Raw genomic sequence first — 26,772 nt, 5'->3', positions numbered from 1 at the left:
CATTCCCCGGGCCGGTAATAGGAGAACAGCGGGTGTAAGACTAGGCGCGCCCGCTTACGGACAACTTACATCCATATTTCCATGCGGATCCTTCTTGCTGAAGACGACTCGGTGATTGCCGACGGCCTCGGGCGGGCCCTCAAACGGGGCGGCTATGCCGTCGATCACGTCGCTTCGGGCAGCGAGGCGGATGCGGCGCTGGCCACGCAGACCTACGATCTGCTGATTCTCGACCTCGGCTTGCCGAAGCTCCCCGGGATCGACGTCCTGAAACGCCTGCGGGCGCGCAAGTCGGCGCTGCCGGTGCTGATCCTCACCGCCCAGGACGGGGTCGAGGAGCGGGTGCGGGGACTCGATGCCGGGGCGGACGACTACCTGACGAAGCCGTTCGCGCTGCCCGAACTGGAGGCGCGCGTGCGCGCGCTGACGCGCCGCGGCACCGGGCAGCCGCGGCGCATCGAGATCGGCAGCCTGTCGTATGACCAGGCTGACCGGGTGGCGAAGATCAACGGCCAGGTCGTGGAATTGTCGGCGCGCGAAGTCGGCCTGCTCGAAGTCTTCGTCCTGCGGGTCGGGCGACTGGTGAGCAAGGATCAGCTCGTGGATCACCTGTGCGGGTGGGGCGAAGAGGTCTCGAGCAACGCGATCGAGGTCTACGTCCACCGGCTGCGCAAGAAGCTCGAAGACAGCGGTGTACGCATCGTCACCGTGCGCGGACTCGGCTACTGCCTGGAAAACCCGGATGCGGCCCAGACGGCGAAAGCCTGACAAGACGGCCGCGGCGAACCGTCCGCCGGCGCAGCCGAACTCGCTGTTCGGCGAGATCCTCGACTGGATGCTCGCGCCACTGCTGTTCCTGTGGCCGATCTCGATCATCGTCACGCACAACGTCGCCGACAATCTCGCGAACCAGCCTTACGATCGGGCAATGGCCGACAGCGTGCGGGCGCTCGGACGCCTCGTGTCGGTCGAAGATGGCAATATCGCAGTGCATTTTCCTGCGCCGCCGCGGGCGCTGTTTCGCGCCGACCAGGACGACACTGTCTATTACCAGGTCGCCAACGGCAGCGGTGAAGTCGTCACCGGAGACCGCGAAATTTCGTGGGTCGCGCCGCCCGCGACCGTGGTTGCCGAAGAGGTGCTGTACCGCGACGATGTGATTCATGGCGAGGAGGTGCGCGTCGCGTACCAGTATCTGCGTGCGTGGCCCGAACCGGCCAGCCCGCTGGTGCTGGTTCAGGTGGCCGAGACACGCAACAAGCGCAGCGACCTCGCGTCACGTGTCGTGACCGGCGTGCTGCTGCCCCAGTTCGCGATCATCCCGATCGCGGTCGTGCTCGTGTGGGTCGGCCTGACGCGGGGCATCGCGCCGTTGAACCGGTTGCAGAGCCTGATCCGCCGCCGGCGTCCGACCGACCTGTCGCCGATCGCCGCGGCGAGCGTTCCGGAGGAAGTGCGGCCGGTGATCGTCGCGTTCAATGACATGATGGCGCGTCTCGAAGAGAATCTGCACGCGCAGCAGCGCTTCATCGCCGATGCCGCGCACCAGATGCGCACGCCGCTGACCGGCCTGAAGATGCAGACCGACCTAGCGCTGCTCGAAACGGACCCCGAGCAACTGCGCGAGTCGTTGCAGCGGATCGCGGACAGCACCGACCGGGCCAGCCACTTGATCACCCAGCTGCTGTCGCTGGCCCGCGCCGAAGCGAGCTTCGAAAAACTCTACGCGGTGGAGCAGGTGGACCTCGACGCGATGGTTCGCGACGTGGCGCTCGAGCTGTACCCGCGTGCGCAGGCCAAAGGCATCGACCTGGGGGTCGAGGATGCGGGCCGGCCGTTGCCGATCGAGGGCAACCCGGTGCTGCTGCGCGAACTGATCAAGAACCTGCTCGACAACGCGATCAAATACACGCCGCCTGGGGGGCGCGTCACCGCACGCACCCGCGTCGCGGGAGCGATCGTGCTGGAGATCGAAGATACCGGTACCGGCATCCCGGAAGCGGACCGCGAGCGCGTCTTCGAACGCTTCTATCGCGTGCTCGGAAGCGGCGTGGACGGCTCGGGCCTGGGGCTGCCGATCGTGCGGGAGATCGCCGAACTGCACCGCGCCACCGTGACGCTGAATCCGAACCCGACAGGTCCGGGGACGACGGCACAAGTCCTGTTTCCGCGCGGGCCGCTGGTCACCCCGCCGCCCCAGCCTTTCCTGCCGTCGTTTTCGGTAACGTGAGGAGCGGGCGTTCGGTGACGCAGAAACGATTTTTGCATAGGTGGATTGACAGCGGGCCCGATCGGGCTATAATGCGCGCTTTCCCGGCCAGGTAGCTCAGTTGGTAGAGCAGCGGATTGAAAATCCGCGTGTCGGCGGTTCGATTCCGTCCCTGGCCACCAGAACACGAAAACGGGCCGGCATTTGCCGGCCCGTTTTCTTTCGCGCTGCCGAAGGCCTGCCAGAACTGCCTGATTTTGCTCAATCTTTCGCAGTTTCGCGGAGTGCTATAATTCGCGGCATTACGCTCCCCTGCGATCGCGCATGCAACTTTATGCTCTTGGCCTGAATCATCATACGGCGCCGCTCACGATTCGCGAGCAGGTGGCGTTTCAGCCCGAGCGGTTGGACGATGCGCTGCATGATCTGACGCACGAGCGGACGGTGCGCGAAGCGGCGATCCTGTCGACCTGCAACCGCACCGAACTGTACTTCGCCACCGAGCAGCCGCAGCACGCTGCCGACTGGCTGGCGCGGTTTCATCATCTGCCGTTGAGCGAAGTCTCGCCGTATCTCTACACCTATCCGCAACGCGACGCGATCCGGCATGTCTTCCGCGTCGCGAGCGGGCTCGACTCGATGGTCCTCGGCGAGCCGCAGATCCTCGGCCAGGTCAAGGACGCCGTCCGCCGTGCCGAAGAAGCCGGGACGATGGGTACGCTGTTGCACAAACTGTTCCAGAACACTTTCGCCGTCGCGAAGGAAGTGCGCTCGACGACGGCAATCGGCGCGAACATCGTGTCGATGGCAGCGGCGGCGATGCATCTTTCCGAGCGTATTTTCGAGCGGATGTCGGACCAGCGCGTGCTCTTCATCGGCGCCGGCGAAATGATCGAACTGTGTGCCGCGTATTTTGCCGGGGCGTGCCCGAAGCGGATCGCGGTCGCGAACCGCACCGAAGCGCGAGCGCAATTGCTCGCGCATCGCTTCGGCGCCGAAGTGATGCGGCTCGATGTGGTCGGCGAGATGCTGCCGCACTTCGACGTCGTGGTGTCCTGTACGGCGAGCCCGCTGCCGATCGTCGGTCTGGGCATGGTCGAACGCGCCATCAAGGTGCGCCGCCACCGCCCGATCGTGATGGTCGATCTTGCGGTGCCACGCGACATCGAAGCCGAAGTCGGCCAGCTCGACGATGTTTTCCTGTACACCGTCGACGATCTGGCGCAGATCGTCGACGCGGGTCTCGAGTCGCGGCAGCAGGCCGTGCTCGAAGCCGAGGAGATCATCGATTCGCGCGTCAATGGTTTCCTGCACTGGATGCAGGCGCGCGACGTGGTGCCGACGATTCGCGCGCTGCGCCAGCACGCAGAGACGGTGCGCGCCGTCGAACTGGAGCGGGCGCTGCGTCTGCTGGCAAAAGGCGAAGACCCGCAGAAAGTGCTCGATGCGCTCAGTCACGGGCTGATCAACAAGATGATGCACGGTCCGACTCGCTACCTCAATCAGTCCGACGGTGAGCAGCAGGCCGATGCGAGCCGGCTCGTGCAGCAGTTGTTCAACCTCAACTCCCCCGATTAACCATCGGCCGCTCAACCCGTTTCGTTTCCCACTCGACTCCTTTTTCATGAAGCAGAGCATCCGCGACAAGCTCGAACTCCTGACCCACCGCCTGGCGGAACTCGACCGCGAGTTGTCGTCCGGGGACGCGGTGCGCGACCTGGATGGGTTCCGTTCGCTCGGACGCGAGCGCGCCGAGATCGAACCGGTGGTCGCCTTGTACGGCGCATACCGCCGAGCCGAGGCCGACTGCGAGAGCGCGCGCACGATGCTCGCCGACGCGGAGATGCGCGAGCTCGCCGAGAGCGAGCTCGAAACGGGGGCGGTGCGCCTGCAGGCGCTGGAAGCCGAACTGCAGCGTGCGCTGCTGCCGCGCGACCCGAGCGACGAGCGCAACCTGTTTCTCGAAGTGCGCGCCGGCACCGGCGGCGACGAAGCTTCGCTGTTCGCCGGCGACCTGCTGCGCATGTACACGCGCTATGCAGAGCGCCAGCGCTGGAAAGTCGAAATCGTGTCGTCGAGCCCGTCGGATCTCGGCGGCTACAAGGAAGTGATCCTGCGCGTCGCGGGCGCCGGAGCGTATTCGAAGCTCAAGTTCGAATCCGGCGGGCACCGTGTGCAGCGCATCCCGGTGACGGAAACGCAGGGGCGCATTCATACTTCCGCCTGCACGGTGGCGGTGATGCCCGAGGCCGATGAAGTCGAAGCGGTGAACATCAACCCTGCCGACCTGCGCATCGACACGTTCCGCGCGAGCGGCGCGGGCGGTCAGCACATCAACAAGACCGATTCGGCAGTGCGCATCACGCACCTGCCGACCGGCATCGTCGTCGAGTGCCAGGACGACCGTTCCCAGCATCGCAACCGCGCGCAGGCGATGTCGGTGCTCGCCGCCCGCATCCACGACCGGCAACTGCGCGAGCAGCAGGCGCGCGAGGCCGCTACGCGCAAGAGCCTGGTCGGCAGTGGCGACCGGTCCGAACGCATCCGCACGTACAACTATCCGCAGGGGCGCGTCACCGATCATCGCATCAACCTCACGCTGTACAAGCTCGATGCGGTGATGCAGGGCGATCTGGACGAGCTCATCGACGCGCTGACGCGCGAGCATCAGGCCGACCAGCTGGCGGCGCTCGGAGGCGACTGACGTGAAAATGACCGAAGCGGCCCCCGACATCGGCGGTGCGCTGAACTGGGCACGGGCGCGAATCGCCGTCGTCGATGCGCGCATTCTGTTGCGGCACGTGCTGCAGTGCTCGGCGGTGCGCCTTGCGGCGTATCCCGAAGCCAGGCTCGAAGCGCCGGAGTGGGCCGAGTTCCGCGCGCTCGTCGAGCGGCGCGAGGCGGGCGAGCCGGTCGCTTACCTGACCGGCGAGCGCGAATTCTTCGGCCACCCGTTCATCGTGACGCCGGCGGTGCTGATTCCGCGCCCCGACACCGAACTGCTGGTGGAACTGGCGCTCGCGCATTTCGGCGACAAGCCGCATACGCGCGTGCTCGACCTCGGCACCGGGAGTGGGGCGCTCGCGGTCAGCCTCGCGCTCGAGCTGCCGCAGGCTGACGTCGTCGCGGTCGATCGTTCGCGCGAAGCGCTGTGGGTCGCGATGGCGAACGCTGCGCGCTTGCGCGCGAGCGTCTCTTTCGTGCTTGGCGACTGGTTTTCTTCGCTCGGCGACGACCACTATCAACTCATCGTCGCGAACCCCCCTTATGTCGCGGCGGCCGACCCGCATCTCGAAGAGGGGGACGTGCGCTTCGAACCGAGCACCGCCCTTGCCGCAGGCCCCGACGGACTCGACGACCTTGCCGCGATCGCCGCGCAGGCCCCGCGTCATCTCGAAGCCGGCGGGTGGCTGTTCATGGAACACGGCTTCGACCAGGCTGCCGCGGTACGCGGATTGCTGACCGACGCGGGGTTTTCGGCGATCGCATCCTGGAAGGATCTCGCCGGCATCGAACGGGTGTCGGGGGGGCAATGGCGCGGTCGCTGATCGCGGCGCGTCCTGCCCTCGCATGGCGTGCGCAGGCTATTGACGCGTGCGACATCCATCCATAGAATTACCCGACTGAAACACTCAACTTTTAGGACATGAACCATGGACATCCAGGAAGTCATCCGCGAACAGGTCACCACGAACCCCGTCGTCCTGTACATGAAGGGCACGCCCCAGTTCCCGCAGTGCGGCTTCTCGTCGACGGCCGTGCAGATCCTCAAGCACAGCGGCGTGCCGAAGTTCTTCTCGGTGAACGTCCTCGAGAACGACGAAATCCGTAACGGCATCAAGCAGTTCGCCAACTGGCCGACGATTCCGCAGCTGTACGTGAACGGTGAATTCGTCGGGGGCTGCGACATCATGCGCGAGATGTATGAGAACGGCGAGTTGAAGACGATGCTGCAGGATGCGGGCGTCGTCTCCTGACATTCCCTGTAACGAGATCCCGCCGGCTTTCAGGCGCTGCCGGCTTCGGGGTTCCCGCCGAAATGGGCGCGCATTCGCCGCAGTGACTTGCGTGTCAGGTGCGGTGCGAGCATATGAGGCGGCATGCGCAGCAGATGGTGGCGTGCCAGCATCAGCACGCGGGCGCACTTGACCTTTAGCCCGGGCGGGTGGTCCGGTGAGGGTGGCAACATCGCCAGCGGAACAAGCATGTCCATCAGTCGCCGGTGCAAAGCCGGCGGCTGCTTGAGCTCCGCCGTCGCCGACACCGGAACCGGGCAAGCGAGCCACTGCCGCGCGTAATGCAATCCATACCACAGCGGGCGTTCAAGGCCGAGTTCGGTCGCGCGCTGCCCCAGCCGATCCCAGAAGCCGGGACGATCGGCATATTCGCGTATCAGTCCGTCGATATCCACGACTTCGCGCACGCGCAGTTCGAGGTCGCCGTCGTTGAAGCAGTGCAGGCTGGCGTGCAGCACCTGGTCTTCTGCACATAGGGCATGAAACGGCGTGCCGGGAATCGGCTCGCTGCGGTCGAACAGGGTCGCCGGGTCGAACGCGCGGCGTCCTGTCACGGGGGTGATCGCGTGGTGCAGATCCACTTCCAGCGTGCGCCCCGGGTAACGTAGCGGCGGCGTCTCATGGCTCCAGTCCCGATAGTAGCGCTCGTCGTAGGCATCGAGCTTCTGCGCTTGCCAACCCGCGGCCTTCAGTCGGTCCTCCATGATCCGCAACTGTTCGCGCGGTACGAGCAAGTCGACGTCCGAAACGAAGCGCCCCTCCGCCATCCTGCGTCGCTGCAGGACGTATGCGCTGCCTTTCAACAGGATCACCGGGAAATCGTTACTGCATAAGCGAGCCAGATGGAAAAGCTCGGCGCGTAGCATCTGGCAGCGAAATGCGGCGACTCGTGCCGACGACAGAAGGTGGCGGCGCACCGGCGGGGGAAGTTCCGGGTTCGCGAGATTGGCTGTCGCCAGCCGCCCATGCAGGCCCGCGACGCGTCCGATACGCAGCAGCCGTTCCCAGCGCATCTCATCGATCGCCAGCGGCGTTCGGACGCCTATCAGTAGCAGCGCGACATCGGCGCTGTCGGTCACGGGCGAGGCGGGGCCGGTCATGCGGTGTCCCGGAACAGGGTTTCAATGTGGGCGACCGCTTCGTCCAGGTCGCCGTACACCAGTTCGTGGGCATGCGCGCGGCGCGCCAGCCGTGTCGTGACCCCGAAGCCGACCGGCCCGAGCACGTGATAGTTGAAGCTGTTCAGACCCAATCGCAGTGCGGCTTGCGCCACGGGAATTCGCCGGCTTCGCAGCCGGGCGTCGGACTGGTAGCGGGGGAAGACAATCAGGCGGGCTTGCGCGCGACGATGGCGTGCTTCGAAGCTTCGCCGGTCCGGCACGAAGTGCGCGACATCGCCTTTGCGCGTCTTCGGAAATACCGGTCCGACCACCGCGCCCGGACGGGCGCCGATGACTTCGATCGACTGGTTCTTCAGCGCGGCCGGCTTCAGCATCGGCAGAATCTCGTCGCTTTCCGGGTCGATCACGCCGAATTCGTCCGACAGGAAGCGCCAGCCCGCCAAGTGCAGCGCACAGGTCAGCGTACTCTTGCCCGAACCGGGCTCGGCCGGCAGGACCAGCGCCTTGTCGTCGCGCGCCACGATACCGGCATGCAGCAGCAGGTAGGCGTTCAGCCGCTGCGCCAGCAACCAGTTGCCCCCCCATTCGAATAGCGGCAGGGCGCTGTTTGCCGGATAGGGTTCGAACGCCCGGCGTCCTTCCGACCACAGTTCGACGTGGCGAGCGCGCAAGCGCCACGCGGACTCGAGCAGCAGCGACATGCGTACATCGGCAAAGGCGGCGGCGTCGAGCACTTCCTGGTGGGGATAGACGGCATCCAGATGGCGATGGAAAGCTTCGAGCGACGACGCCACGGCGATGCGGGCGGCGCCCACGTCGAGCAGGCGGTAGTCGAGCGCAGCGCTCATTGTCCCGTTTCCCGTTCCCGGTCGACGAGCGTGGTGAGGGAGCGAGCCAGTAATTCCAGTCCCGGAGGCCATCCGCCGGCTTCGGCCACCTCGTCAAGGAAAGCGTCAAATCGGCCTTCCTCAATGCTGGCGGCAGCTTCGCGCAGCACCAGCACTGCGCTCTCGGTCACCAAGTGCGTTTCCCAGGACAGCGGGTTCAGAAAAACGAACTGCCCGTCGAGAAGCGGGCAGTAGTGCTGCAGCCAGTCACCAGGACCGGGCCCCTTTGGAGAGACCATCCAAATTCAGCCCCCAAAGAGCATGTTTGTCCGGTCGAGTCCCGGGTTTATGGACGCCAGACAGCGGTCTGTCGCGGGCGTAAAACCCTCCTCGACAGTGGTCGTGGTTGGAAAAACGCCTGTTATCTCACCAGCGTCATCGAAATACGCCAACACAAAACCATCCCGAGGGGCCGAGACGGGCATGACGAGAGATGCGTCAGGGACGAGCATAACCGGCTGCGTAGCCGTATAAACAGCTCCGGAATCGGGGACAGCTTGAAAACCTTCGAAAGTCGTCCCCGGGATTCCGTTCACGGTACCGGTGTACGGAAAAATTTCCACTTTCACCCACGCCCAGTCCTGTGACCCTGTAGCAACTGGAACAGTATTACCATGGTTAGTATCCCTGAACTGCAAATCAGTGCCAGGGAAACCCATGTCAGTCCGTACTTGCTCGACACAGTTGATCGACGCCAGCGCCGACCCGCTGTACCCCATGGTCACCACTCCGGAAGCCGCCAAGGCGCCCTTCAGCAGCTTGCGGCGCTGCTCGACCGAATTCGACTGCGGGGCGTCGTGCATGAAAAATCCCTCCGAAATTCGTTCTTCTTTTGTCAAAAGAATATACCGACCATCGCCGTCAGGGCGAGACTTTTGGTTTCTGTTAATGTCCCTCGAAGAGAAGCAAATTTTGCACCTGTTCCATCACGGTCGGGCAAGGCGCTGACGTTAAAAGAAAAAGTACAGCACTGGCTGGAGTCCTGAAAGGCGAATGTAAAATTCCCCGACGGGTTGGTAATGCTCAACGACTGGACACCCGTGGAGTATGTCCGTTCCCGACTGCTGCAGGTTCCAGTCGCTGATCAAAAATTGGATCCGAGCGCCAGCCGGGCTCGCGCGATGGCCGCGCGGACCTGTTCCGGCGCCGTACCGCCGACATGCGCGCGGGACGCAAGCGAGCCTTCGACGGTCAGCACCGCGAACACGTCTTCGCCGACGAGCGGCGAGAAGGCGCGCAGCTCGTCGAGGCTGAAATCCGGCAGGTCGCAGCCTTTCGCCTCGGCTGCGCGCACCGCGAGGGCGACCGCTTCGTGCGCGTCGCGGAACGGCAGGCCTTTCTTGACGAGATAGTCGGCGAGGTCGGTCGCCGTCGCGTAGCCCTGCTTCAGCGCGTCGCGCATCGCGTCCGCCTTGACCCTGATACCGGTGATCATGTCGGCGTAGATGCGCAGCGTGTCGATGACCGTGTCGGCGGTGTCGAAGAGCGGTTCCTTGTCTTCCTGGTTGTCCTTGTTGTACGCGAGCGGCTGGCCTTTCATCAGCGTCAGCAGCGCGATCAGGCTGCCGTTCACGCGGCCGGTCTTGCCGCGCACGAGCTCGGGCACGTCCGGGTTTTTCTTCTGCGGCATAATCGAGCTGCCGGTGCAGAAGCGGTCGGCCAGATCGATGAAGCCGACGCGCGGGCTCATCCACAGGATCAGCTCTTCGGACAGGCGCGACAGGTGCGTCATCAGCAGCGCCGAGGCGGCGCAGAATTCGATCGCGAAGTCGCGATCGCTGACCGCATCGAGCGAGTTGTGGCAGACCTCGTCGAAGCCCAGTTCGCGCGCGACGAACTCGCGGTCGATCGGATAGCTCGTGCCGGCGAGCGCCGCCGAGCCCAGTGGCAGGCGGTTGACGCGCTTGCGGCAGTCGGCGAAGCGTTCGGCGTCGCGGCGGGTCATCTCGAAATAGGCCATCAGGTGGTGGCCAAACGTGACGGGCTGCGCGACTTGCAGGTGCGTGAAGCCGGGCATCGGCGTCGCCGCATTCGCTTCGGCCACATCGAGGACGTTCTTCTGGAACTCGCCGATCAGCGCGATGATCTCGTCGATCGCGTCGCGCAGCCACAGGCGAATGTCGGTTGCGACCTGGTCGTTGCGACTGCGCCCGGTGTGCAGCCGCTTGCCGGCGTCGCCGACGAGCGCCGTGAGGCGCTTCTCGATGTTCAGATGCACGTCCTCGTCGTCGAGGTTCCAGGCGAATTCGCCGCGCTCGATCTCGTCGCGGATCTGCGCCATGCCGCGCTCGATGTGGGCGAGGTCGGCTGCGCCGATGATGCCTTGACGTGCGAGCATCTTCGCATGCGCGAGCGAGCCGCGGATGTCCTGCTGAGCCATGCGCTGGTCGAACGACACCGACGCGGTATAGCGCTTGACGAGGTCCGAGACGGGTTCGGAAAAACGGCCGGACCACGCCTTGGCCGGCTGCGAGGAAGAGGTGTCTGTCATAATGTCCGTGGAAGGAAAACCGACCGGGAAGATCGTTCGATGCCGCGGCGGCGCAGGTTTCGTCCGTCGCATATAAGGGGTGAAAAGTATAAAGCAAAAGCTTTGCCGGCTTTCGCCAGGCGCTTGCGACGCGGGCTTGCCCGGCGTCGCCACAACGGAGAATTCCTGCATGACCGACGCTGCTTTGCGGGTCGTCATCGTTGATGACGAGGAGCCCGCCCGCGCCCGCCTCAAGGATCTGCTCGACGACATTGCCGACACGCAGCCGACACGCATCGTCGGCGTGGCAGCGAACGGGCTCGAAGCGTTGCGCCTGATCGAAGAGGTGGCGACCGACGTCGTGCTCGCCGACATCCGCATGCCGGTCATGGACGGGGTGGAACTCGCGCGCCACCTCGGCCGTCTCGAATGCCCGCCCGCGGTGATCTTCACGACGGCATACGACGAATACGCAGTGCAGGCGTTCGACCTGGCCGCGACCGACTACCTGCTCAAGCCGGTCCGCGCGGCGCGGCTTGCCGAAGCGCTCGCGCGGGCGCGCCGGCGTTCACCCGCTGCCGACGCGCTGCTGGCCGGACTTTCACGCGGCGCAAGGCGCCATTTCAGCGTCAATGAGCGCGGCCGCATCGTGCTGGTGCCGGTTGCCGACGTGCTGTTCCTGCGTGCGGAACTGAAGTACGTCACTGCGCGCACCGCGGCGCGCGAGTTCCTGCTCGACGAATCGCTCGTCCAGCTCGAACAGGAGTTCCGCGATCGCTTTGTCCGCATCCATCGCAACTGCCTCGTCGCGCGCCGCGCGGTGACGGGCGTCGAACGCGCGGGCGAGGACGACGGCGAGCCGCACTGGGACGTCGTGCTCGCCGGCCTCGCCGAACGCCTGGCCGTCAGCCGGCGCCAGTGGCCGGCGGTTCGGCACGCGCTCGGACTCTGACTCCCGCTCCGACGCGCCGGCTTCCTCAGCCGCTGTTGCGCAAACCTGCCGCGATGCCGTTGATCGAGATATGGATCCCGAGCCGGATGCGCGCGTCGTCGTGCGTCTCGCGGTGGCGGCGCAGCAGCTCGACCTGCACGTGGTTGAGCGGATCGAGGTAGGGGAAGCGGTTGCGGATCGAGCGCTTGAGCAGCGGGTTGGCATCGAGGAGCTCGCGCTGGCCGGTGATCGCGAGCAGCGCCTCGACGGTGTCGTGCCATTCGTTGCGGATGCGCTCGAAGATCGCGTCGCGCAAGCTCACGTCCTTGACGAGGCCGGCATAGCGCGACGCGATCGCCAGATCGGTCTTCGCCAGCACCATGTCCATGTTCGACAGCAGCGCGGCGAAGAACGACCATTCCTGGTGCATCGCCTGCAAGCGCGCGAGGCCGTCGTCGGGGTGGGCCGCGAGCCAGGCTTTCACTGCGCTGCCGAAGCCGAACCAGCCCGGCAGCATCAGGCGGCACTGCGACCAGCTGAACACCCACGGGATCGCGCGCAAGTCCTCGATGCGCGTGCCTTTCTTGCGCGACGCGGGCCGCGAGCCGATGTTCAGCTCGGCGATCTCCGAAATCACGGTGGATTCCCAGAAATAGCGCTCGAACCCATCGGTGTCGTAGACCAGGCCGCGGTACGCTTCGAGCGCGCCATCCGACAGCGCCTGCATCGTGTCGAGGAACTCCGCGCGCGGCGCCGGAGCGCGATCGGCGAGCAGGCTCGCTTCGAGCGTCGCGGCGACGATGACTTCGAGGTTGCGACGGCCGACTTCCGGGTTGCCGTATTTCGCCGCGATCACTTCGCCCTGCTCGGTGAGCCGGATCTGCCCCTGCACCGCGCCGCCGGGCTGCGCGAGGATCGCCTGGTAGCTCGGGCCGCCGCCCCGTCCGACCGAGCCGCCGCGGCCGTGGAACAGGCGCAGACGGATGCCGTGCCGCGCGAATACTTCGATGAGGCCGATCTCGGCCTTGTAGAGCGCCCAGCCCGACGTCAGGAAGCCGCCGTCCTTGTTGCTGTCGGAATAGCCGAGCATGACTTCGTGCGTGCGGTCGCGGGAGCCAGCGAGCAGGCTCATGTATCCGGGCAGCGCGAACAGGCGGTCCATCACCGACGGCGCGTTCGCGAGATCCTCGATCGTCTCGAACAGCGGCACGATATTGACGTCCAGCGCCTGTTCGTGCGGTCGCAGCAGGCCCGCTTCCTTCAGCAGCAGCGCGAGTTCGAGCAGGTCGGAGACGTCGTCGGTCTTCGAGATGATGCAGTTCGGGATCGCCCCCCTGCCGTAGCGCCGATGGGCGGCGCGCGCGGCGCGGAAGATCGCGAGCTCGCCTTCGGTTTCAGTCGAATAGCGCACGTGAGGCGACGCGAGCGGCCGTGGCGTCGCGAGTTCCTCGAGCAGCAGTGCGACGCGCGCCGCCTCGTCGAGCGCGGCGTAGTCGGTGCCGGCTTGGGCGGCCGCGAAGAGTTCGGCGACGACGCGCTCATGAACGTCCGAATTCTGGCGCAGGTCGATCGGCGCGAGGTGAAAGCCGAACACGCGCACCGCCCGCCGGAGCCGGCGCAGCGGCCCGCGCGCGAGCGCTACCGAGCCGTTCGCGACGAGCGAGCGGTGAATGACGTCGAGATCGTCAGCGAGTTCGGCGACGGTGGCATAGGGCTCGGCCACTGCTACCGGGTGGCGCGGCGGTTCGGTGCCGAGCAACGCGCGGTGCGTTGCCGCGAGCCGCGCGTAGATGCCGGAGATCGCGCGGCGGTAGGGCTCGTCGTTGCGGTGCGGGGAATGGTCGGGTGAGCGATCGGCGAGCGCAAGCAGCACATCGGACGCGGTGACCAGCCCGAGCGCGAGCGACAGGCGCGCGCCGAGCGCATGCAGTTCGTCGAGATAGAAACCGAGCGCGGCGCCCGCCTGCATCGCGAGCGCGCGTTCGAGCACGTCGGCGGTGACGAAAGGATTGCCGTCGCGATCGCCGCCGATCCAGCTGCCGACCTGCAGGAACGCCGGCAGTTCGAGTCCGGCGAGCGCCGCGTCGCGGCTCGCGAGCTCGTCTTCGAGGTTCGCATAGAGCCGCGGCAGCTCGCGCAAGAAAGTCGCGTCGAAGTACGACAGGCCGTTGGCGACTTCATCGACGACCGACAGCTTCGCCGGACGCAGCATGCGCGTCTGCCACAGCGTCAGCACCGCGCGGCGCAGCGCGTCGTCGCTCTCGCGGTACTCTTCAGGCGTCAGCGTCATGCGGTCGCGCGCGTCGAGGAGATGCGCGATGTCGGTCTCGCAGTTGAGGATGCTCTTGCGCTGGACTTCGGTCGGATGCGCAGTGAGCACCGGCGAGATCAGCGCGGTGTCGAAGAACGCCGCAAGCCGGGCCGGCGGGAGCCCGCTCGCCAGTGCGCGCACGAGCGCGTGCGCGACGCTGCCTTCGCGCGGCGCCGAGCCCGCGATCAGGTGGGCGCGGCTGCGGCGGATGTGATGCTGGTCCTCGGCGATGTTCGACAGGTGTGAGAAATAGCTGAACGCGCGCACGACTTCGATCGTCTGTTCGCGCGACAGCGCGTCGAGGATGCCTTCGAGTTCGAGCCGCGCCGCGTTGTCGTCGTCGCGGCGGAAGCGCACCGAGGTCTGGCGGATACGCTCGATGAGGGCGAACGCCGCTTCGCCCTGCTGGTCGCGCACGGTGTCGCCCAGTACGCGGCCGAGCAGCCGGATGTCTTCGCGCAGCGGGGCGTCCTTGTCTTCAGTCATGGTCTGTTCCGGGTTTGGGGGCTACGTGGTGGGAGTGGCGGTCCGGCTTGCCGGCGGACACGATGCGGACGTGCGCTCGCCGAGGCAGGAAAGGCGCAATTTGCACCCATGCTAGAATGCCGCCGAGCCCGTGCGCCATTGGCGCGAACCCTGATGTTGCGTTGCGGCAACCTTTTGCCGCAGGCACCATCGATCCCTTCCTCCGTGACGAGTCTGCCCACCGTGAGCGCTACCCCCGACTTTCCCTCTCCCGAACGCATCGTAATCGCCACCCGCGAAAGCCGTCTCGCGCTGTGGCAGGCCGAACACGTCAAGGCCCGCCTCGAAGCGCTCTACCCGGGCTGTCGCGTCGAGCTGCTCGGCATGACGACGCGCGGCGACCAGATCCTCGACCGGCCGCTCGCGAAAGTTGGCGGCAAAGGCCTGTTCGTCAAGGAACTCGAAGCCGCGCTGCTCGAGGAGCGCGCCGACATCGCGGTGCATTCGATGAAGGACGTGCCGATGCAGCTGGCCGAACCGTTCGCGCTGCCGTGCATCTCGGCGCGCGAAGTGCCGCTCGACGCGTTCGTGTCGCCGCGCTACGCGAGCCTCGCCGACATGCCGCCGGGCACGGTCGTCGGCACGTCGTCGCTGCGCCGCGAATCGCAGCTGCATGCGCAGTTCCCGTTCCTGGCGGTCACGAGCCTGCGCGGCAACCTCGACACGCGCCTGCGCAAGCTCGACGAGGGGCAGTACGACGCGATCATCCTCGCCGCCGCCGGCCTGAAGCGGCTCGGGTTGGCGGACCGCATCCGCGCCGAGCTGCCGTCCGAGGTGTCGCTGCCGGCGGCCGGGCAGGGCGCGCTCGGCATCGAATGCCTCGCGAAGCGCAGCGACATCGCCGCCTGGCTCGCGCCGCTCAACGATGCCGACACTTCCGCATGCGTGCGCGCCGAGCGTGCCGTCTCGCGCGCGCTCGCGGGCAGCTGCGAAGTGCCGCTCGGTGCGTACGCCGAGATCCGTGCCGGCCGGCTGTGGCTGCGCGGCTTTGTCGCGCTGCCCGATGGCAGCCGCATGGTCCGCGCCGAACGCGAAGGCAACGCTGCCGATGCCGAAGGGCTCGGGCTCGCACTGGCCGACGACTTGCGCGCGCAAGGGGCCGAAGACATCCTCGCGCGCCTGGGGTGAGCCCGATACGAACGGCACAACCTTGAGACGTCGATGATGCGCAAGACGCTCTGCGGACGTCACGTCGCAGTCACTCGCCCGACGGGCCAGGCCGACAGCCTGTGCGAGGCGATCGCTGCACGCGGCGGCATTCCGGTGCGCTTTCCGGTGCTCGCGATCGGCGCTGTCGACGGCGCGCAACTCGACGACATCGCGGCCCGGCTCGATCAGTTCGACCTCGCGTTTTTCGTCAGCCCGAACGCCGTGCAGCACGCGCTCACGCCGATCCTCGCGCAGCGCGCGTGGCCGCCGCGCGTGGTCGTCGCGACGGTTGGCAAGGGGAGTGAGCGGGCGCTCGCAGCATTCGGTTTCCGCGCCGTTGTCGCGCCGCGCAGCGGGTTCGACAGCGAGTCGGTGCTCGCCCTTCCGGAATTCCGGCCCGAAGCGGTACGCGGCCGGCGGATCGTGATTTTCCGCGGCGACGGCGGTCGCGACCTGCTCGGCGAAACCTTGCGCGAACACGGCGCCAGCGTCGAATACGTGAGCTGCTATCGCCGCTTCCAGCCCGACCAGGACCCCGCCCCGCTGCTCGACCTCGCGCGGCGCGGCGCACTCGACGCGATCACGCTGACGAGCAGCGAAGGCGTCGCGAAGCTCGTCGCGATCGTCGGCGCCGAAGGCCTGCGCTTGCTGTGCGCGGTGCCGATCTTCGCGCCGCACCCGAGGATCGCGACGCATGCGCGCGCAGCGGGCTTCGTGCGCGTCGTCGAAACCGCCCCCGGCGACGAAGGGCTGATTCGCGCACTCGAATCTCATTTCTAGTGACCTCGGTTAAACTCTCGGCATGAAAGAAGAAATTCCAGCGCTTTCCCAGCCTCCGCGTTCCGATACCCCGTCCGGATCGACGCCGTCCACCTCGTCCTCCACGCCGCCGGCTTCCTCGTCGAAGCGCGGCGGCGGCATCGCCACTGCGGTGGCGCTGGTCGCGCTCGCTGCGGCCGGGCTCGCCGGCTGGCAGGTGTACGAGCTGCGCTCGGACGCCATCGAGATTCGCGAGGAAGTCGCCCAGCGCCTGGCGGCAAGCGATTCCGCGCTCGCCGAAGCGCGAGGATCGGCACGCCAGCAGCAGGAGTCGATCGCGTCGCTGCAGGGCAAGATCGGCGCGCTCGAGGCGCATGTCGCGGCCACCGAAGGGCAGGCGGCCGCGCTCGAAAATCTCTACCAGGAGTTTTCGCGCACGCGGGACGACCGGGTCGTCGCCGAGGCGGAGCAGGCGATCGGCATCGCTGCGCAGCAACTGCAGCTGGCCGGCAACCACGAAGCCGCGCTGATCGCGTTGCAGGGGGCCGAGGCGCGGCTGGCGGCGCAGGACCGCGGCCAGTTCCAAGCCTTGCGCCGTGCGCTGGTGCGTGACATCGAGCGGCTCCAGGCCGCGCCGCAGGTCGATATGCCGGGCATCGCGTTGCGCCTGGAGGCGCTGCTCGAGCGGGTCGATACGCTGCCGCTGGCTTTCGCCGGGCAACTCGACGATCCCGCTGCCGAGGGCAATGAGGGGGCGAGCATGCCGGAGGCCGCTTCGGCCGACCCTTCGGTGATCGATTTTGTCACCGGACTGGCGCGCGACATCTGGCGCGAAATGCTGACGCTGGTGCGAATCGAGCGTCTCGACCAGTCCGAACCCGTGCTGCTGGCGCCGGCGCAAAGCACCTACCTGCGCGAGAATCTCAAGATCCGCCTGTTGACCGCGCGGCTCGCGCTGCTCGCACGCGACGGCCGGACTTTCGCCGCCGACCTCGCGCAGGCGCGGAGCTGGATCGAACGCTTTTTCGACCGGCGCGACCCGGCCGTGCAGGAAACGCTCGCCGAACTCGCGGCGTTGCAGGCGTTGCCGGTCAAGGTCGAGCAGCCGACGCCGACCGAAAGCATCGCCGCACTGCGCATGCTGCAGGCCCGCTCGGCCGAAGGCCGGCGGCCGCTCAACGGAACGCCTGCGCCCGGTGCTGCCACTTCCGGTGCAGGCCGTCCACCCGCCGGTGCACCCTCCGCTCCCGAGGTCCGGTCGCCGCCTGCTGCGCCTGCGTCCGCGCAGCCGGAGCAGGCGCCGGTCGCCGGCGAGCGTTGAGAGGAGGTCCGGAATGCGTACCCTGCTCTGGCTCATCGCGCTGTTCGCTCTCGCTGCCGGGGTGGCGATGCTCGCGAGCATCAACACCGGCTACGTGCTCGTCGTGCTGCCGCCGTGGCGTGCCCAGCTGTCACTGAATCTCCTCATCGTCGCGCTGCTCGGGGCGTTTTTCATCGGCTACGTGGTGCTCCGGCTGGTCGGGAAAACGATCGCGCTGCCGGGTCGGGTCGGCGTGTTCCGTGAGCGCCGGCGCAAGGACAAGGCCGGCCGAGCGCTGCGCGAGGGCTTGCGGGCGCTTTTCGAAGGCCGCTTCGCGCAGGCGTTGAAGCTCTCCGGCAGCGCTTTCGACGCCGGGGAAAGCCGCTCGATGGCGGCGCTGGTCGCGGCTCGCGCGGCGCACGGCATGCACGATGACGCCCGTTACCGGATCTGGATCGGGCGGGCTGCCGAGCAGGAAGAAGAAGCCCGTGTTGCGCGCCTGATGACCGAAGCCGAACTCGCAGTCGAGGGGCGGCGCTTCGAGGAAGCCGCCGAACGGCTCGAAAATCTGCGCCTGTCCGGGCACCGGCACATCGCCGCGCTGCGCCTGTCGCTGAAAGTGGCGTCGGCGCTCGGGCACTGGGAAGAGGTCCTGCGTCTTGCGCGGCAGTTGCGCAAGCACAAGGCTCTGACCGACGAGCAGGCGCAACCGGTGGTGCGCCGCGCGCACGTCGAACGGATACGCGAACTGGCTTCCGACGGCGAAGCGCTCGCAGCATACTGGCGCAGCATTCCCGCTGCCGAGCTGGGAGACCGGCGCATGGTCGAGGAAGCCGTTCCCTATCTTGCCGCAGCGGGACAGGGCGCGCTGGTGCGCAAGACCGTGGAACGCATGCTCGACACCGAGTGGGACGGAGGGCTGGCGCGGCTGTACGCCCAGTGTGCGAATGGCGACGCGGCCGGCTGCCTCGCGCGGGCCGAAGGGTGGCTGCGCAAGCACCCGAAGGATGCGGACCTGCTGTATGCGCTCGGCAGGCTATGCTTGGCGGCGCAGCTGTGGGGCAAGGCGCAGAGTTACCTCGAGGCGTCGCTGAGCCTCGTGCCGACGATCGAAACCCACCTCGCGCTCGCGCATCTGTTCGAGCGTCTCGAGCGGGCCGAAGAGGCGCACGCCCACTATCGCGCGGCCGCTGAACATTCGGCGGCCTGAACGGTTTCGCGCCGCGGCAGTCAGCACCAGTCGCGCGGGGCGAGAAATTCGTCGTATAGACGCGCCTCGGCGCTGCCCGGCTCCGGCTGCCAGTCGTAGCGCCATTTGACGAGCGGCGGGAGCGACATCAGGATCGACTCGGTGCGCCCGCCCGATTGCAGGCCGAACAGCGTCCCGCGGTCGAACACGAGGTTGAATTCGACGTAGCGGCCGCGGCGGTAGGCCTGGAAGTCGCGTTCGCGTTCGCCGTATGCGAGGTCGCGTCGCCGCTCGACGATCGGCAGGTAGGCGCCCAGAAAGGCATCGCCGACGCTGCGCGCGAGCCCGAATGCGGCGTCGAAGTCGGTCTTGCCGTCGGCGCCCAGATCGTCGAAGAACAGGCCTCCGACACCGCGCGGTTCGTTGCGGTGCTTGAGGAAAAAGTACCGGTCGCACCATTCCTTGAGGCGCCGGTATTCCGGCTCGCCGCCCCACGGCAGCACCGCGTCCCGGCAGGCGCGGTGAAAAGCGCGCACGTCTTCCTCGTACGGGTAATAGGGCGTCAGGTCCATGCCGCCGCCGAACCACCAGACCGGTGCCGGCGGAGCGGCAGCGTCCGGGCGGGATGCGATGAAGAAGCGCACGTTCAGGTGCACGGTCGGACAGTACGGGTTGCGCGGATGCAGCACGAGCGACACGCCCATCGCTTCGAACGCGCGGCCCGCGAGATCGGGGCGGTGCGCGGTCGCCGAAGCGGGCATTGCGCCGCCGATCACATGCGAGAAATTGACCCCGCCCCGTTCGAAGAAACGGCCTTCCTCGATGACGCGCGTGACGCCTCCGCCGCCCGCCGGGCGCTGCCAGGCATCCTCGCGGAAGCTGCCGCCGTCGAATCGTTCGAGCGCGGCGACGATGCGGCTTTGCAGGTCGAGCAGGTGCTGCCTGACGACGCGCGAATCGGGCGCGCCCATCGTTCAGCCTTTGCGGGCAATCGCGCGGTACCCGATGTCGCGGCGGTACTGGCGTCCTTCGAAGAGGATTCCGTCGGCGATCTCGTAAGCGCGCTTCTGCGCGCTGCGGATGTTGTCGCCAAGCGCCGTGACGCACAGCACGCGGCCCCCGGCCGTCACCACCTGTCCGTCCAGTTCCGCAGTGCCCGCGTGGAAGACATGCACGTCCTCGCTCTCGGTGGTTGGCAAGCCGGACACCACGTCGCCCTTGCGCGGCGCCTCGGGATAGCCTTCGGCGGCGAGCACGACGCCGAGCGCGACGCGACGGTCCCATTCGGCTTCGATCTGGTCGAGCCGCCCGCCGATCGCCGCTTCGACGAGGTCGGACAGGTCGGTCTTCAGGCGCATCATGATCGGCTGGGTTTCCGGGTCGCCCAGGCGGCAGTTGAACTCGACGACGCGCGGCTGGCCCGCTTCGTCGATCATCAGGCCGGCGTACAGGAAGCCGGTATAGGACAGCCCGTCGGCGCTCATGCCGGCGAGCGTCGGCAGGATGATTTCGCGCATCACGCGGGCGTGGATTTCGGGTGTCACGACTGGCGCCGGCGAATAGGCGCCCATGCCGCCGGTGTTGGGGCCCTCGTCCTTGTCCTGCAGGCGCTTGTGGTCCTGGCTCGTTGCCAGTGCCAGCGCATGCTTGCCGTCGGCCATGACGATGAAGCTCGCTTCCTCGCCCGCCATGAACTCCTCGATGACGACGCGTGCGCCGGCTTCGTCGTACTGCACGCCGGTCTGGTTGCCGCTCAGCATCAGGTCGATCGCGCCATGGGCTTCGGCGAGCGTCGCGGCGACCACGACGCCCTTGCCGGCGGCCAAGCCGTCGGCCTTGATGACGATCGGCGCCCCTTCGGTCTCGACATAGTCGTGCGCCGCGGACGGGTCGGAGAAAGTCGCGTGCTTTGCCGTCGGGATGTGGTGCCGGGCCATGAAGCGCTTGGCGAAGTCTTTTGAGCTTTCGAGCTGTGCGGCGCCTTTCGTCGGGCCGAAGATCGGCAGCCCGGCGGCGCGAAAGGCGTCGACGACGCCGGCCGCAAGCGGGGCTTCGGGCCGACGACGGTGAATTGCACCTGCTCGGTGCGCGCGAGTTCGACGAGATCCGGGATCGCAGTGACCGCGACGTTCTCGAGCAGCGGTTCGCGAGCGGTGCCCGGATTGCCCGGAGCAACCAGCACGCGTGTGACTTTGGGCGACTGGGCGAGTCTCCAGGCCAGCGCGTGTTCGCGGCCGCCGGAGCCGATGACGAGAACTTTCATGAGTTTTCCTGTGCGGCTCTCAGTGCCGGAAATGACGGAAACCGGTGAACACCATCGCCACGCCCTGTTCGTCGGCCGCGGCGATCACCTCGCTGTCACGCATCGACCCGCCGGGCTGGATGACCGCGGTCGCGCCAGCTTGGGCGAGCACGTCGAGCCCGTCGCGGAACGGAAAGAACGCGTCGGAGGCGACCACCGAGCCGTGCACCGTCAGCCCGGCGTTCTCGGCCTTGATCGCGGCGATGCGCGCCGAATCGACGCGGCTCATCTGTCCCGCGCCGACGCCGACCGTCATGCCGTCACGGCAATACACGATCGCGTTCGACTTGACGTATTTCGCGACCCGCCACGCGAACAGCAGGTCGCCGAGTTCCTGTTCGGTCGGCGCGCGGCGGGTGACGATCCGAAGATCGGCAACCGTGATGCGCGCTTCGTCGGCGCTTTGCACCAGCAGCCCGCCGCCGACCCGTTTCAGGTCGAGGGCGCCGGACGGCTTGCCGAGCGCGCACGTCAGCACCCGCACGTTCTGCTTCGCGGCGAGCACCGCGAGCGCGTCGGCGCTGTACGACGGCGCGATCAGCACTTCGAGGAACTGCGCTGCGACGGCTTCGGCAGCGGCCCGATCGACTTCGCAGTTGAACGCGATGATGCCGCCGAAGGCCGACGTCGGGTCGGTTGAGAAGGCCTTGCGGTAAGCGGCCTGCGGGGTTTCGGCGAGGGCGACGCCGCACGGGTTCGCGTGCTTGACGATGACGCACGCGACGCGGCCGGCTTCGACGTCGAACGCCTTGACGCATTCCCATGCCGCGTCGGCGTCGGCGATGTTGTTGTAAGACAGTTCCTTGCCCTGCAGCTGCCGATACGCCGCGATCACGCCTTCGGGCGCCGACGGCTCGCGGTAGAAGGCTGCGGACTGGTGCGGGTTCTCGCCGTAGCGCAGGTCCTGGACCTTGTCGAACGCGAGCTGGAAGCGTTCCGGGTAGGCCTGCCGGGTGGCCGTTCCGGCGTCGTCGAAATTCAGCGCGGTCAGATAGTTGGAAATCGCCGCGTCGTAGCGCGCAGTATGCGTGAAAGCCTTTACCGCGAGCGCGAAGCGCGTCCTGTAGCTCAGCGCGCCGTCGCCCGAGCTCAGCTCGGCGACGATCGACGCGTAGTCTTCCGGGTCGGTGACGATGCCGACGCCGCCCGCTTCGTTGCCGTGGTTCTTGGCCGCCGCGCGCACCATCGTCGGGCCGCCGATGTCGATGTTCTCGATCGCATCGTCGAGCGTGCAGTCGGGCTTCGCGACGGTTGCGGCGAACGGATAGAGGTTCACGACGACGAGGTCGATGCGCGAGATGTCGTGTGCGGCGATCGTCTCCAGGTGGTCGGGCAGGTCACGGCGCGCGAGGATGCCGCCGTGCACTTTCGGGTGCAGCGTCTTGACGCGGCCGTCGAGCATTTCCGGAAAGCCGGTGTGCTCGGACACGTCGGTGACCGGCAGGCCGGCCTCGCGCAGCAGCGTGGCAGTGCCGCCGGTCGACAGCAGCTTGACGCCGAGCGCATCGAGCGAGCGGGCAAATTCGACGACGCCGCGCTTGTCGGAGACGCTGATCAGGGCTTGGGAGACTTTCATCGTGAGGATCGCAGGAAAAAATCGGATGGGCGACGCGGCGATTCCGCCGCGCGGGGAGTGAGGGTCGGGCTGCGCTACAGCAGTTCGTATTCGGTCAGCTTGCGGCGCAGCGTGTTGCGATTGATGCCGAGCATCTCGGCGGCGACGGTCTGGTTGCCATTGGCCTGGCGAAGCACGAATTCGAGCATCGGGCGTTCGACGTTGCGAATTACCATGTCATAAATGGCAGCCGGCTTCTCGCCGTCCAGGTCGCGGAAGTACTGGTCAAGGGTGCGATGGATCGAGTCGGCGATCTCGTTCGAGCGGGTCATGCTGCGAGTTCCTGCGGAAGTTCTTCGTAGCGCAGGCGGGCGTCCTGCTCGGCGAGGCGGCCGAAGAAGTCTTCAACAGCCTCGAGTTGTTCGCGCACATCGGACAGCTGGTTCATCGTGCGGCGGAACGCCGCCGAGCCGACGAGGCCTTTGGTGTACCAGGAGATGTGCTTGCGCGCGATCCTGACTCCGGTTTCCTCTCCATAGAACGCATACAGGTCGCCCAGGTGCTCGCGGCATACCTGGAGAATCTCGGCGACGAGCGGCGGGGGCAGCAGCGTGCCGGTCGCGAGGTAATGCTCGATTTCGCGGAAAATCCACGGTCGGCCCTGCGCGGCGCGGCCGATCATCACGCCGTCGGCGCCGGTGTAGTCGAGCACGTAGCGGGCTTTCTCGGGCGTCGTGATGTCGCCGTTGGCGATCACCGGGATGTTCACGAGCGATTTCACTTCGGCGATCGTGTCGTATTCAGCGTTGCCGGTGTATTGGTCGGCGCGCGTGCGGCCGTGGATCGCGACCGCGCGGATGCCTGATGCTTCGGCAATGCGGGCGATCGTCGGGGCGTTGCGGTTGTCGCGGTTCCAGCCGGTGCGGAACTTGAGCGTCACCGGCGTGCCGGGTACCGCGGCGACGACGGCCTCGAGGATGCGGGCGACGAGCGGCTCGTTCTGCATCAGCGCGGAGCCGGCCATGACGTTGCAGACTTTCTTTGCCGGGCAACCCATGTTGATGTCGATGATCTGCGCACCGTTGTCCGCGTTGTAGCGGGCGGCATCGGCCATCATCGCCGGATCGGCGCCGGCGATCTGCACCGAGATCGGCTCGACCTCGCCGGCGTGCTCGGCGCGGCGACGGGTTTTCGCGCTGCCATAGAGCAGCGAGTTCGACGTGACCATTTCGCTGACTGCGACGCCTGCGCCAAGCTTCTTGCACAGCTGGCGGAACGGCCGATCGGTCACGCCCGCCATCGGAGCGACGAAAAGATTGTTGCGCAGGGTAAAACCGGCGTACTGCATGGATGGAGAGGTGTTCGGGGAAGAGGGCGCATTTTACCCCATGCGCTGCCGGGCGAGCAGCGGAATGCAGCGCCGACGCCGATTGCATCACGTCCTGTCGTATTTGCGCCCGCGCACCGCCCCGCCGGGACGGTGCCGCTCAGGGCCAGGCGCGGGCGCCGAACATCATCCGCCGCGCGACGAAACTGCGCAGCGGCGGGATGAGGTCGAGGGCCAGCAGGCCGGCGCCGCGCAGCTGGCGCAGCGGCGCGAAGTCGTTGCTGAACACGCGCACGAGCGCGTCGGTAAAGTGGATCGCGCCGAAGCGGTCGAGGCTGCGGGAATCGGCATAGGCGTCGAGGGCTGCCGCGCCGCCCGGATCGCCGGGATGGCGCAGCAGCGTGTCGGCCAGCGCCCAGACGTCGCGCAGCGCGAGGTTGAAGCCCTGACCGGCGACCGGATGGAGGGTCTGGGCAGCGTTGCCGAGCCACACGGTGCGGGGGCCCGCCGGATCACGCCGATAGCGCAGGCCGAGAGGATAGCGGTGGCGGCGGGAAACCGCGCCGAACCGCAAGCGGGTGCCGAAGTGCTCCTGCAACTGCGCGACGTAGCCCACGTCGTCAAGGGCGAGCAACTCGTCGGCGCGTTCGGGCGAAACGACCTGGACCAGCGCGTAGTTGCTGTCGCAGGGCAGCAGCGCGATCGGCCCCTGCGGCGTGAAGCGCTCGAAAGCGCGATGGTGGTGACCGCCGGCGACGTCGATGCGCGCGATGAGGGCGTGCTGGCGGTAGTCGCGCTCGACGACGTCCCGGCTGCCGGCTTCGAGCCGGCCTTCGGCGCAGGCGACGAGGCGCGCGCGGCACGGCGCGTCGTCCGGCGCACTTGGGGCTGTGCCGGCGAGGGTGGCGACGAGGGTGGCGACGACGGCGTCGGACTGCGGCGTGAGGGCGGTGACTTGCGTTTCGTCGAGGACGGCGATGCCGCTGCGGTCCACCGCTGCGCGCAGCGCGCCGGCGAGTGCGCCGGCCGAGACCACGTAGCCGAGCGCCGGCTGATGGTAGTCCTCGGCGCGCAGTTCGGTGCGGCCGAAACCGCCTTGCTGCGATACGTGGATGCGGCGGATCGGCGTCACCGGCAGCGCGTCCCACACGCCGAGGCGCTCCAGCGTCAGGCGTGTGCCGTGCGCGAGCGCGAGCACGCGCGGGTCGGCGAGCACGGCCGCGCGCGGGCGGGCGTCAGCGAGCACGATCGCCAGTCCGCTGTCTTTGAGCGCAAGCGCCAGCGCGAGCCCGACCGGACCGGCGCCGACGACCAAAAGGTCAGGCTGTCGCACCGGCGCCCTCGCGCATCACTGCCTCGATGTCGGCGATCGAGCGCGGCGCCGCATCGGTGATGAATTCGCACCCGGTTGCGGTGACGACGGCATCGTCCTCGATGCGCACGCCGATATTCCAGAACGCTTCCGGCACGTCGGCGGCGGCGCGGATGTAGCACCCCGGCTCGACGGTCAGCACCATGCCGGGTTCGAGCGGCCGCCACTCGCCGGCGCGCTTGTATTCGCCGGCGTCATGGACGTCGCGGCCGAGCCAGTGGCCGGTGCGATGCATGTAGAAGCGCCGGTAGAGGCCCTGTTCGATGACGGCGTCGAGCGTGCCGCAGAGCAGGCCGAGATCGAGCAGGCCTTGCGCGATGATGCGCACCGCAGCGTCGTGCGGGTCGTTCCATAGCACGCCGGGACGGATCGTGTCTTTCGCGGCGCGCTGCGCGGCGAGCACGAGTTCATAGACGTCGCGCTGCGCGCCGGTGAAGCGGCCATTGACGGGAAACGTCCGGGTGATGTCGGACGCGTAACCGTCGAGTTCGCAGCCGGCGTCGATCAGCAGCAGCTCGCCGTCGGCCATCACGCGGTCGTTCTCGACGTAGTGCAGCACGCACGCGTTCGGGCCGCTGGCGACGATCGACGGGTAGGCGGGTGCCTGGCTGCCGGCGCGGCGAAAGCTGTACAGGAGCTCCGCTTCGATCTCGTATTCGTGGTGCCCCGGGCGGGTTAAGGCCATCGCGCGCCGGTGCGCCTCGCCCGAGATCGCGGCTGCGCGGCGCATGATCGCGAGTTCCGAGTCGTCCTTCACGAGGCGCATTTCGTCGAGTTCGGTGCGCACATCGTGGATCGCATGCGGCGGCACTGCGCCGGCGCGCGCGTTCGCCCGCACCGCGTTCAGCGCGCGCATCACGCGGACGTCCCACTCCGCTTCGTAACCCAGCGCGCACCACAGCTTCGGCTGGTTCGCGAGGAGGTCGGGCAGGCGCTGGTCGAAGTCGCCGACCGTCCACGCTTCGTCGAAGCCGAAGCGCTCGCGCGCCGCATCGGGGCCGAAACGGTAACCGTCCCAGATCTCCCGTTCCTCGTTCTTCTCGCGGCAGAACAGGATCGAGCGTGGGGATTCGCCGGCAACCAGCACGACCACCGCTTCGGGCTCGCCGAAGCCGGTGAGGTAATGGAAGTAGCTGTCGTGGCGGAACGGATAGTGCGTGTCCCGGTTGCGCGTGCATTCGGGCGCGGTCGGCAGCACCGCGATGCCCCCGCCGAGCGCGTTCATGCGCGCGAGAAGCCGTTCGCGGCGGGCGTGGAACGGGGCGATGTCGGGCACGGGACGCTCTGGAAGAGTGTTCATGAATTCATTATGGCACGGCGGCGGTTCCCGGTTTCGACCCGGCGGAACC

Annotated in this window: 24 protein-coding genes, 1 tRNA gene and 1 pseudogene; 12 read left to right on the top strand and 14 right to left on the bottom strand. The window is 67.4% G+C overall.

The window, feature by feature from the left end; genetic code table 11:
• The first annotated feature begins 81 nt into the window (after positions 1–81).
• The 7 genes from PA01_04270 (at position 82) to grxD (ending at position 6,186) form a co-directional block, all read left to right on the top strand.
• Entirely contained in the window at positions 82–768 is a 687-nt protein-coding gene (locus PA01_04270; protein KON80942.1) for a response regulator transcription factor, read from the top strand.
• Positions 743–2,230: a sensor histidine kinase N-terminal domain-containing protein gene (locus PA01_04265; protein ID KON80941.1), complete on the top strand. Its 1,488-nt coding sequence runs from the start codon at positions 743–745 to the stop codon at positions 2,228–2,230. Before PA01_04270 ends, PA01_04265 begins: the two co-directional genes overlap by 26 nt.
• 85 nt (positions 2,231–2,315) lie before the next feature.
• Positions 2,316–2,391: transfer RNA gene (locus PA01_04260), tRNA-Phe, on the top strand.
• Between the two features lie 142 nt (positions 2,392–2,533).
• Entirely contained in the window at positions 2,534–3,787 is a 1,254-nt protein-coding gene (gene hemA, locus PA01_04255; GenBank protein ID KON80940.1) for a glutamyl-tRNA reductase, read from the top strand.
• A gap of 46 nt (positions 3,788–3,833) precedes the next feature.
• Positions 3,834–4,913, top strand: a complete 1,080-nt coding sequence (prfA, locus tag PA01_04250) for a peptide chain release factor 1 (GenBank protein ID KON80939.1) — start codon at positions 3,834–3,836, stop codon at positions 4,911–4,913.
• Between the two features lie 7 nt (positions 4,914–4,920).
• The gene (gene prmC, locus PA01_04245; protein ID KON82296.1) at positions 4,921–5,757 is read left to right on the top strand and encodes a peptide chain release factor N(5)-glutamine methyltransferase; all 837 of its coding nucleotides are present in this window, start codon (positions 4,921–4,923) and stop codon (positions 5,755–5,757) included.
• A gap of 105 nt (positions 5,758–5,862) precedes the next feature.
• Positions 5,863–6,186, top strand: a complete 324-nt coding sequence (gene grxD / locus PA01_04240; GenBank protein KON80938.1) for a Grx4 family monothiol glutaredoxin — start codon at positions 5,863–5,865, stop codon at positions 6,184–6,186.
• Positions 6,187–6,215: 29 nt separating this feature from the next.
• Here grxD and PA01_04235 read toward each other — a convergent pair whose 3' ends face one another.
• The 6 genes from PA01_04235 to argH are packed head-to-tail and all read right to left on the bottom strand — an operon-like array spanning position 6,216 to position 10,724.
• Positions 6,216–7,325: a nucleotidyltransferase family protein gene (locus PA01_04235; GenBank protein ID KON80937.1), complete on the bottom strand. Its 1,110-nt coding sequence runs from the start codon at positions 7,323–7,325 to the stop codon at positions 6,216–6,218.
• Positions 7,322–8,194, bottom strand: a complete 873-nt coding sequence (locus tag PA01_04230) for an HprK-related kinase A (GenBank protein ID KON80936.1) — start codon at positions 8,192–8,194, stop codon at positions 7,322–7,324. The genes PA01_04235 and PA01_04230 overlap by 4 nt, the downstream gene beginning before the upstream one ends.
• Positions 8,191–8,472, bottom strand: coding sequence for a hypothetical protein (locus tag PA01_04225; protein KON80935.1), 282 nt, complete (start codon positions 8,470–8,472; stop codon positions 8,191–8,193). Before PA01_04225 ends, PA01_04230 begins: the two co-directional genes overlap by 4 nt.
• A gap of 6 nt (positions 8,473–8,478) precedes the next feature.
• Positions 8,479–9,036: a hypothetical protein gene (locus PA01_04220; GenBank protein KON80934.1), complete on the bottom strand. Its 558-nt coding sequence runs from the start codon at positions 9,034–9,036 to the stop codon at positions 8,479–8,481.
• A 32-nt stretch (positions 9,037–9,068) separates the two neighbouring features.
• Positions 9,069–9,260, bottom strand: coding sequence for a hypothetical protein (locus PA01_18535; GenBank protein ID KAI5913027.1), 192 nt, complete (start codon positions 9,258–9,260; stop codon positions 9,069–9,071).
• A 57-nt stretch (positions 9,261–9,317) separates the two neighbouring features.
• Positions 9,318–10,724, bottom strand: a complete 1,407-nt coding sequence (argH, locus tag PA01_04215; protein ID KON80933.1) for an argininosuccinate lyase — start codon at positions 10,722–10,724, stop codon at positions 9,318–9,320.
• A 184-nt stretch (positions 10,725–10,908) separates the two neighbouring features.
• On the opposite strand from argH, the gene PA01_04210 reads away from it, so the two are divergent.
• On the top strand, positions 10,909–11,655 hold the full coding sequence (locus PA01_04210) for a LytTR family DNA-binding domain-containing protein (protein ID KON80932.2): 747 nt from the start codon (positions 10,909–10,911) through the stop codon (positions 11,653–11,655).
• Between the two features lie 25 nt (positions 11,656–11,680).
• On the opposite strand, the gene ppc is transcribed toward PA01_04210, so the two are convergent.
• The gene (ppc, locus tag PA01_04205; protein ID KON80931.1) at positions 11,681–14,431 is read right to left on the bottom strand and encodes a phosphoenolpyruvate carboxylase; all 2,751 of its coding nucleotides are present in this window, start codon (positions 14,429–14,431) and stop codon (positions 11,681–11,683) included.
• Between the two features lie 222 nt (positions 14,432–14,653).
• On the opposite strand from ppc, the gene hemC reads away from it, so the two are divergent.
• From hemC to PA01_04185, 4 genes are read left to right on the top strand one after another with little or no spacing between them, the layout of a single operon-like run.
• Complete coding sequence (gene hemC / locus PA01_04200) at positions 14,654–15,598, top strand: hydroxymethylbilane synthase (GenBank protein ID KON80930.1); 945 nt, start codon at positions 14,654–14,656, stop codon at positions 15,596–15,598.
• A gap of 33 nt (positions 15,599–15,631) precedes the next feature.
• The gene (locus tag PA01_04195) at positions 15,632–16,399 is read left to right on the top strand and encodes a uroporphyrinogen-III synthase (protein ID KON80929.1); all 768 of its coding nucleotides are present in this window, start codon (positions 15,632–15,634) and stop codon (positions 16,397–16,399) included.
• Positions 16,400–16,421: 22 nt separating this feature from the next.
• Positions 16,422–17,699, top strand: a complete 1,278-nt coding sequence (locus tag PA01_04190) for a uroporphyrinogen-III C-methyltransferase (GenBank protein KON80928.1) — start codon at positions 16,422–16,424, stop codon at positions 17,697–17,699.
• 13 nt (positions 17,700–17,712) lie between these two features.
• Positions 17,713–18,888: a heme biosynthesis protein HemY gene (locus PA01_04185; GenBank protein KON80927.1), complete on the top strand. Its 1,176-nt coding sequence runs from the start codon at positions 17,713–17,715 to the stop codon at positions 18,886–18,888.
• Between the two features lie 20 nt (positions 18,889–18,908).
• Here PA01_04185 and hemF read toward each other — a convergent pair whose 3' ends face one another.
• The 7 genes and pseudogenes from hemF to PA01_04150 form a co-directional block, all read right to left on the bottom strand.
• The gene (gene hemF / locus PA01_04180; protein ID KON80926.1) at positions 18,909–19,838 is read right to left on the bottom strand and encodes an oxygen-dependent coproporphyrinogen oxidase; all 930 of its coding nucleotides are present in this window, start codon (positions 19,836–19,838) and stop codon (positions 18,909–18,911) included.
• A gap of 3 nt (positions 19,839–19,841) precedes the next feature.
• Positions 19,842–21,130 (bottom strand): annotated as a pseudogene (gene purD / locus PA01_04175) (phosphoribosylamine--glycine ligase).
• A gap of 19 nt (positions 21,131–21,149) precedes the next feature.
• Positions 21,150–22,745, bottom strand: coding sequence for a bifunctional phosphoribosylaminoimidazolecarboxamide formyltransferase/IMP cyclohydrolase (purH, locus tag PA01_04170; protein ID KON80925.1), 1,596 nt, complete (start codon positions 22,743–22,745; stop codon positions 21,150–21,152).
• 74 nt (positions 22,746–22,819) lie between these two features.
• Positions 22,820–23,056 (bottom strand): Fis family transcriptional regulator, encoded by a 237-nt coding sequence (locus tag PA01_04165; GenBank protein ID KON80924.1) that lies wholly within the window; start codon positions 23,054–23,056, stop codon positions 22,820–22,822.
• Positions 23,053–24,072 carry a tRNA dihydrouridine synthase DusB gene (dusB, locus tag PA01_04160; GenBank protein KON80923.1) on the bottom strand — a complete coding sequence of 340 codons (1,020 nt, stop codon included), beginning with the start codon at positions 24,070–24,072 and terminating at the stop codon, positions 23,053–23,055. Before dusB ends, PA01_04165 begins: the two co-directional genes overlap by 4 nt.
• Before the next feature lie 139 nt (positions 24,073–24,211).
• Positions 24,212–25,384, bottom strand: coding sequence for an FAD-dependent monooxygenase (locus PA01_04155; GenBank protein ID KON80922.1), 1,173 nt, complete (start codon positions 25,382–25,384; stop codon positions 24,212–24,214).
• Positions 25,371–26,723: an aminopeptidase P N-terminal domain-containing protein gene (locus PA01_04150; GenBank protein KON80921.1), complete on the bottom strand. Its 1,353-nt coding sequence runs from the start codon at positions 26,721–26,723 to the stop codon at positions 25,371–25,373. Before PA01_04150 ends, PA01_04155 begins: the two co-directional genes overlap by 14 nt.
• Positions 26,724–26,772 lie beyond the last annotated feature (49 nt).

It is taken from the genome of Azoarcus sp. PA01 (assembly GCA_001274695.2).
Classification (GTDB): Bacteria; Pseudomonadota; Gammaproteobacteria; order Burkholderiales; family Rhodocyclaceae; genus Aromatoleum.
The sequence above is the reverse complement of the archived record's forward strand: the minus strand, read 5'-3'. Positions and strand labels throughout refer to the sequence as shown.

What these genes read in the sequence shown, in the direction of transcription:
- PA01_04165 (KON80924.1), bottom strand. Translation starts at nt 23,056, where the DNA reads ATGACCCGCTCGAACGAGATCGCCGACTCGATCCATCGCACCCTTGAC.
- PA01_04225 (KON80935.1), bottom strand. Translation starts at nt 8,472, where the DNA reads ATGGTCTCTCCAAAGGGGCCCGGTCCTGGTGACTGGCTGCAGCACTAC.
- PA01_04235 (KON80937.1), bottom strand. Translation starts at nt 7,325, where the DNA reads ATGACCGGCCCCGCCTCGCCCGTGACCGACAGCGCCGATGTCGCGCTG.
- PA01_04185 (KON80927.1), top strand. Translation starts at nt 17,713, where the DNA reads ATGCGTACCCTGCTCTGGCTCATCGCGCTGTTCGCTCTCGCTGCCGGG.
- PA01_04270 (KON80942.1), top strand. Translation starts at nt 82, where the DNA reads ATGCGGATCCTTCTTGCTGAAGACGACTCGGTGATTGCCGACGGCCTC.
- prmC (KON82296.1), top strand. Translation starts at nt 4,921, where the DNA reads ATGACCGAAGCGGCCCCCGACATCGGCGGTGCGCTGAACTGGGCACGG.
- PA01_04230 (KON80936.1), bottom strand. Translation starts at nt 8,194, where the DNA reads ATGAGCGCTGCGCTCGACTACCGCCTGCTCGACGTGGGCGCCGCCCGC.
- argH (KON80933.1), bottom strand. Translation starts at nt 10,724, where the DNA reads ATGACAGACACCTCTTCCTCGCAGCCGGCCAAGGCGTGGTCCGGCCGT.
- hemA (KON80940.1), top strand. Translation starts at nt 2,534, where the DNA reads ATGCAACTTTATGCTCTTGGCCTGAATCATCATACGGCGCCGCTCACG.
- dusB (KON80923.1), bottom strand. Translation starts at nt 24,072, where the DNA reads ATGCAGTACGCCGGTTTTACCCTGCGCAACAATCTTTTCGTCGCTCCG.
- PA01_04195 (KON80929.1), top strand. Translation starts at nt 15,632, where the DNA reads ATGATGCGCAAGACGCTCTGCGGACGTCACGTCGCAGTCACTCGCCCG.
- PA01_04220 (KON80934.1), bottom strand. Translation starts at nt 9,036, where the DNA reads ATGCACGACGCCCCGCAGTCGAATTCGGTCGAGCAGCGCCGCAAGCTG.
- grxD (KON80938.1), top strand. Translation starts at nt 5,863, where the DNA reads ATGGACATCCAGGAAGTCATCCGCGAACAGGTCACCACGAACCCCGTC.
- prfA (KON80939.1), top strand. Translation starts at nt 3,834, where the DNA reads ATGAAGCAGAGCATCCGCGACAAGCTCGAACTCCTGACCCACCGCCTG.
- ppc (KON80931.1), bottom strand. Translation starts at nt 14,431, where the DNA reads ATGACTGAAGACAAGGACGCCCCGCTGCGCGAAGACATCCGGCTGCTC.
- hemF (KON80926.1), bottom strand. Translation starts at nt 19,838, where the DNA reads ATGGGCGCGCCCGATTCGCGCGTCGTCAGGCAGCACCTGCTCGACCTG.
- PA01_04190 (KON80928.1), top strand. Translation starts at nt 16,422, where the DNA reads ATGAAAGAAGAAATTCCAGCGCTTTCCCAGCCTCCGCGTTCCGATACC.
- purH (KON80925.1), bottom strand. Translation starts at nt 22,745, where the DNA reads ATGAAAGTCTCCCAAGCCCTGATCAGCGTCTCCGACAAGCGCGGCGTC.
- PA01_04265 (KON80941.1), top strand. Translation starts at nt 743, where the DNA reads ATGCGGCCCAGACGGCGAAAGCCTGACAAGACGGCCGCGGCGAACCGT.
- PA01_04150 (KON80921.1), bottom strand. Translation starts at nt 26,723, where the DNA reads ATGAACACTCTTCCAGAGCGTCCCGTGCCCGACATCGCCCCGTTCCAC.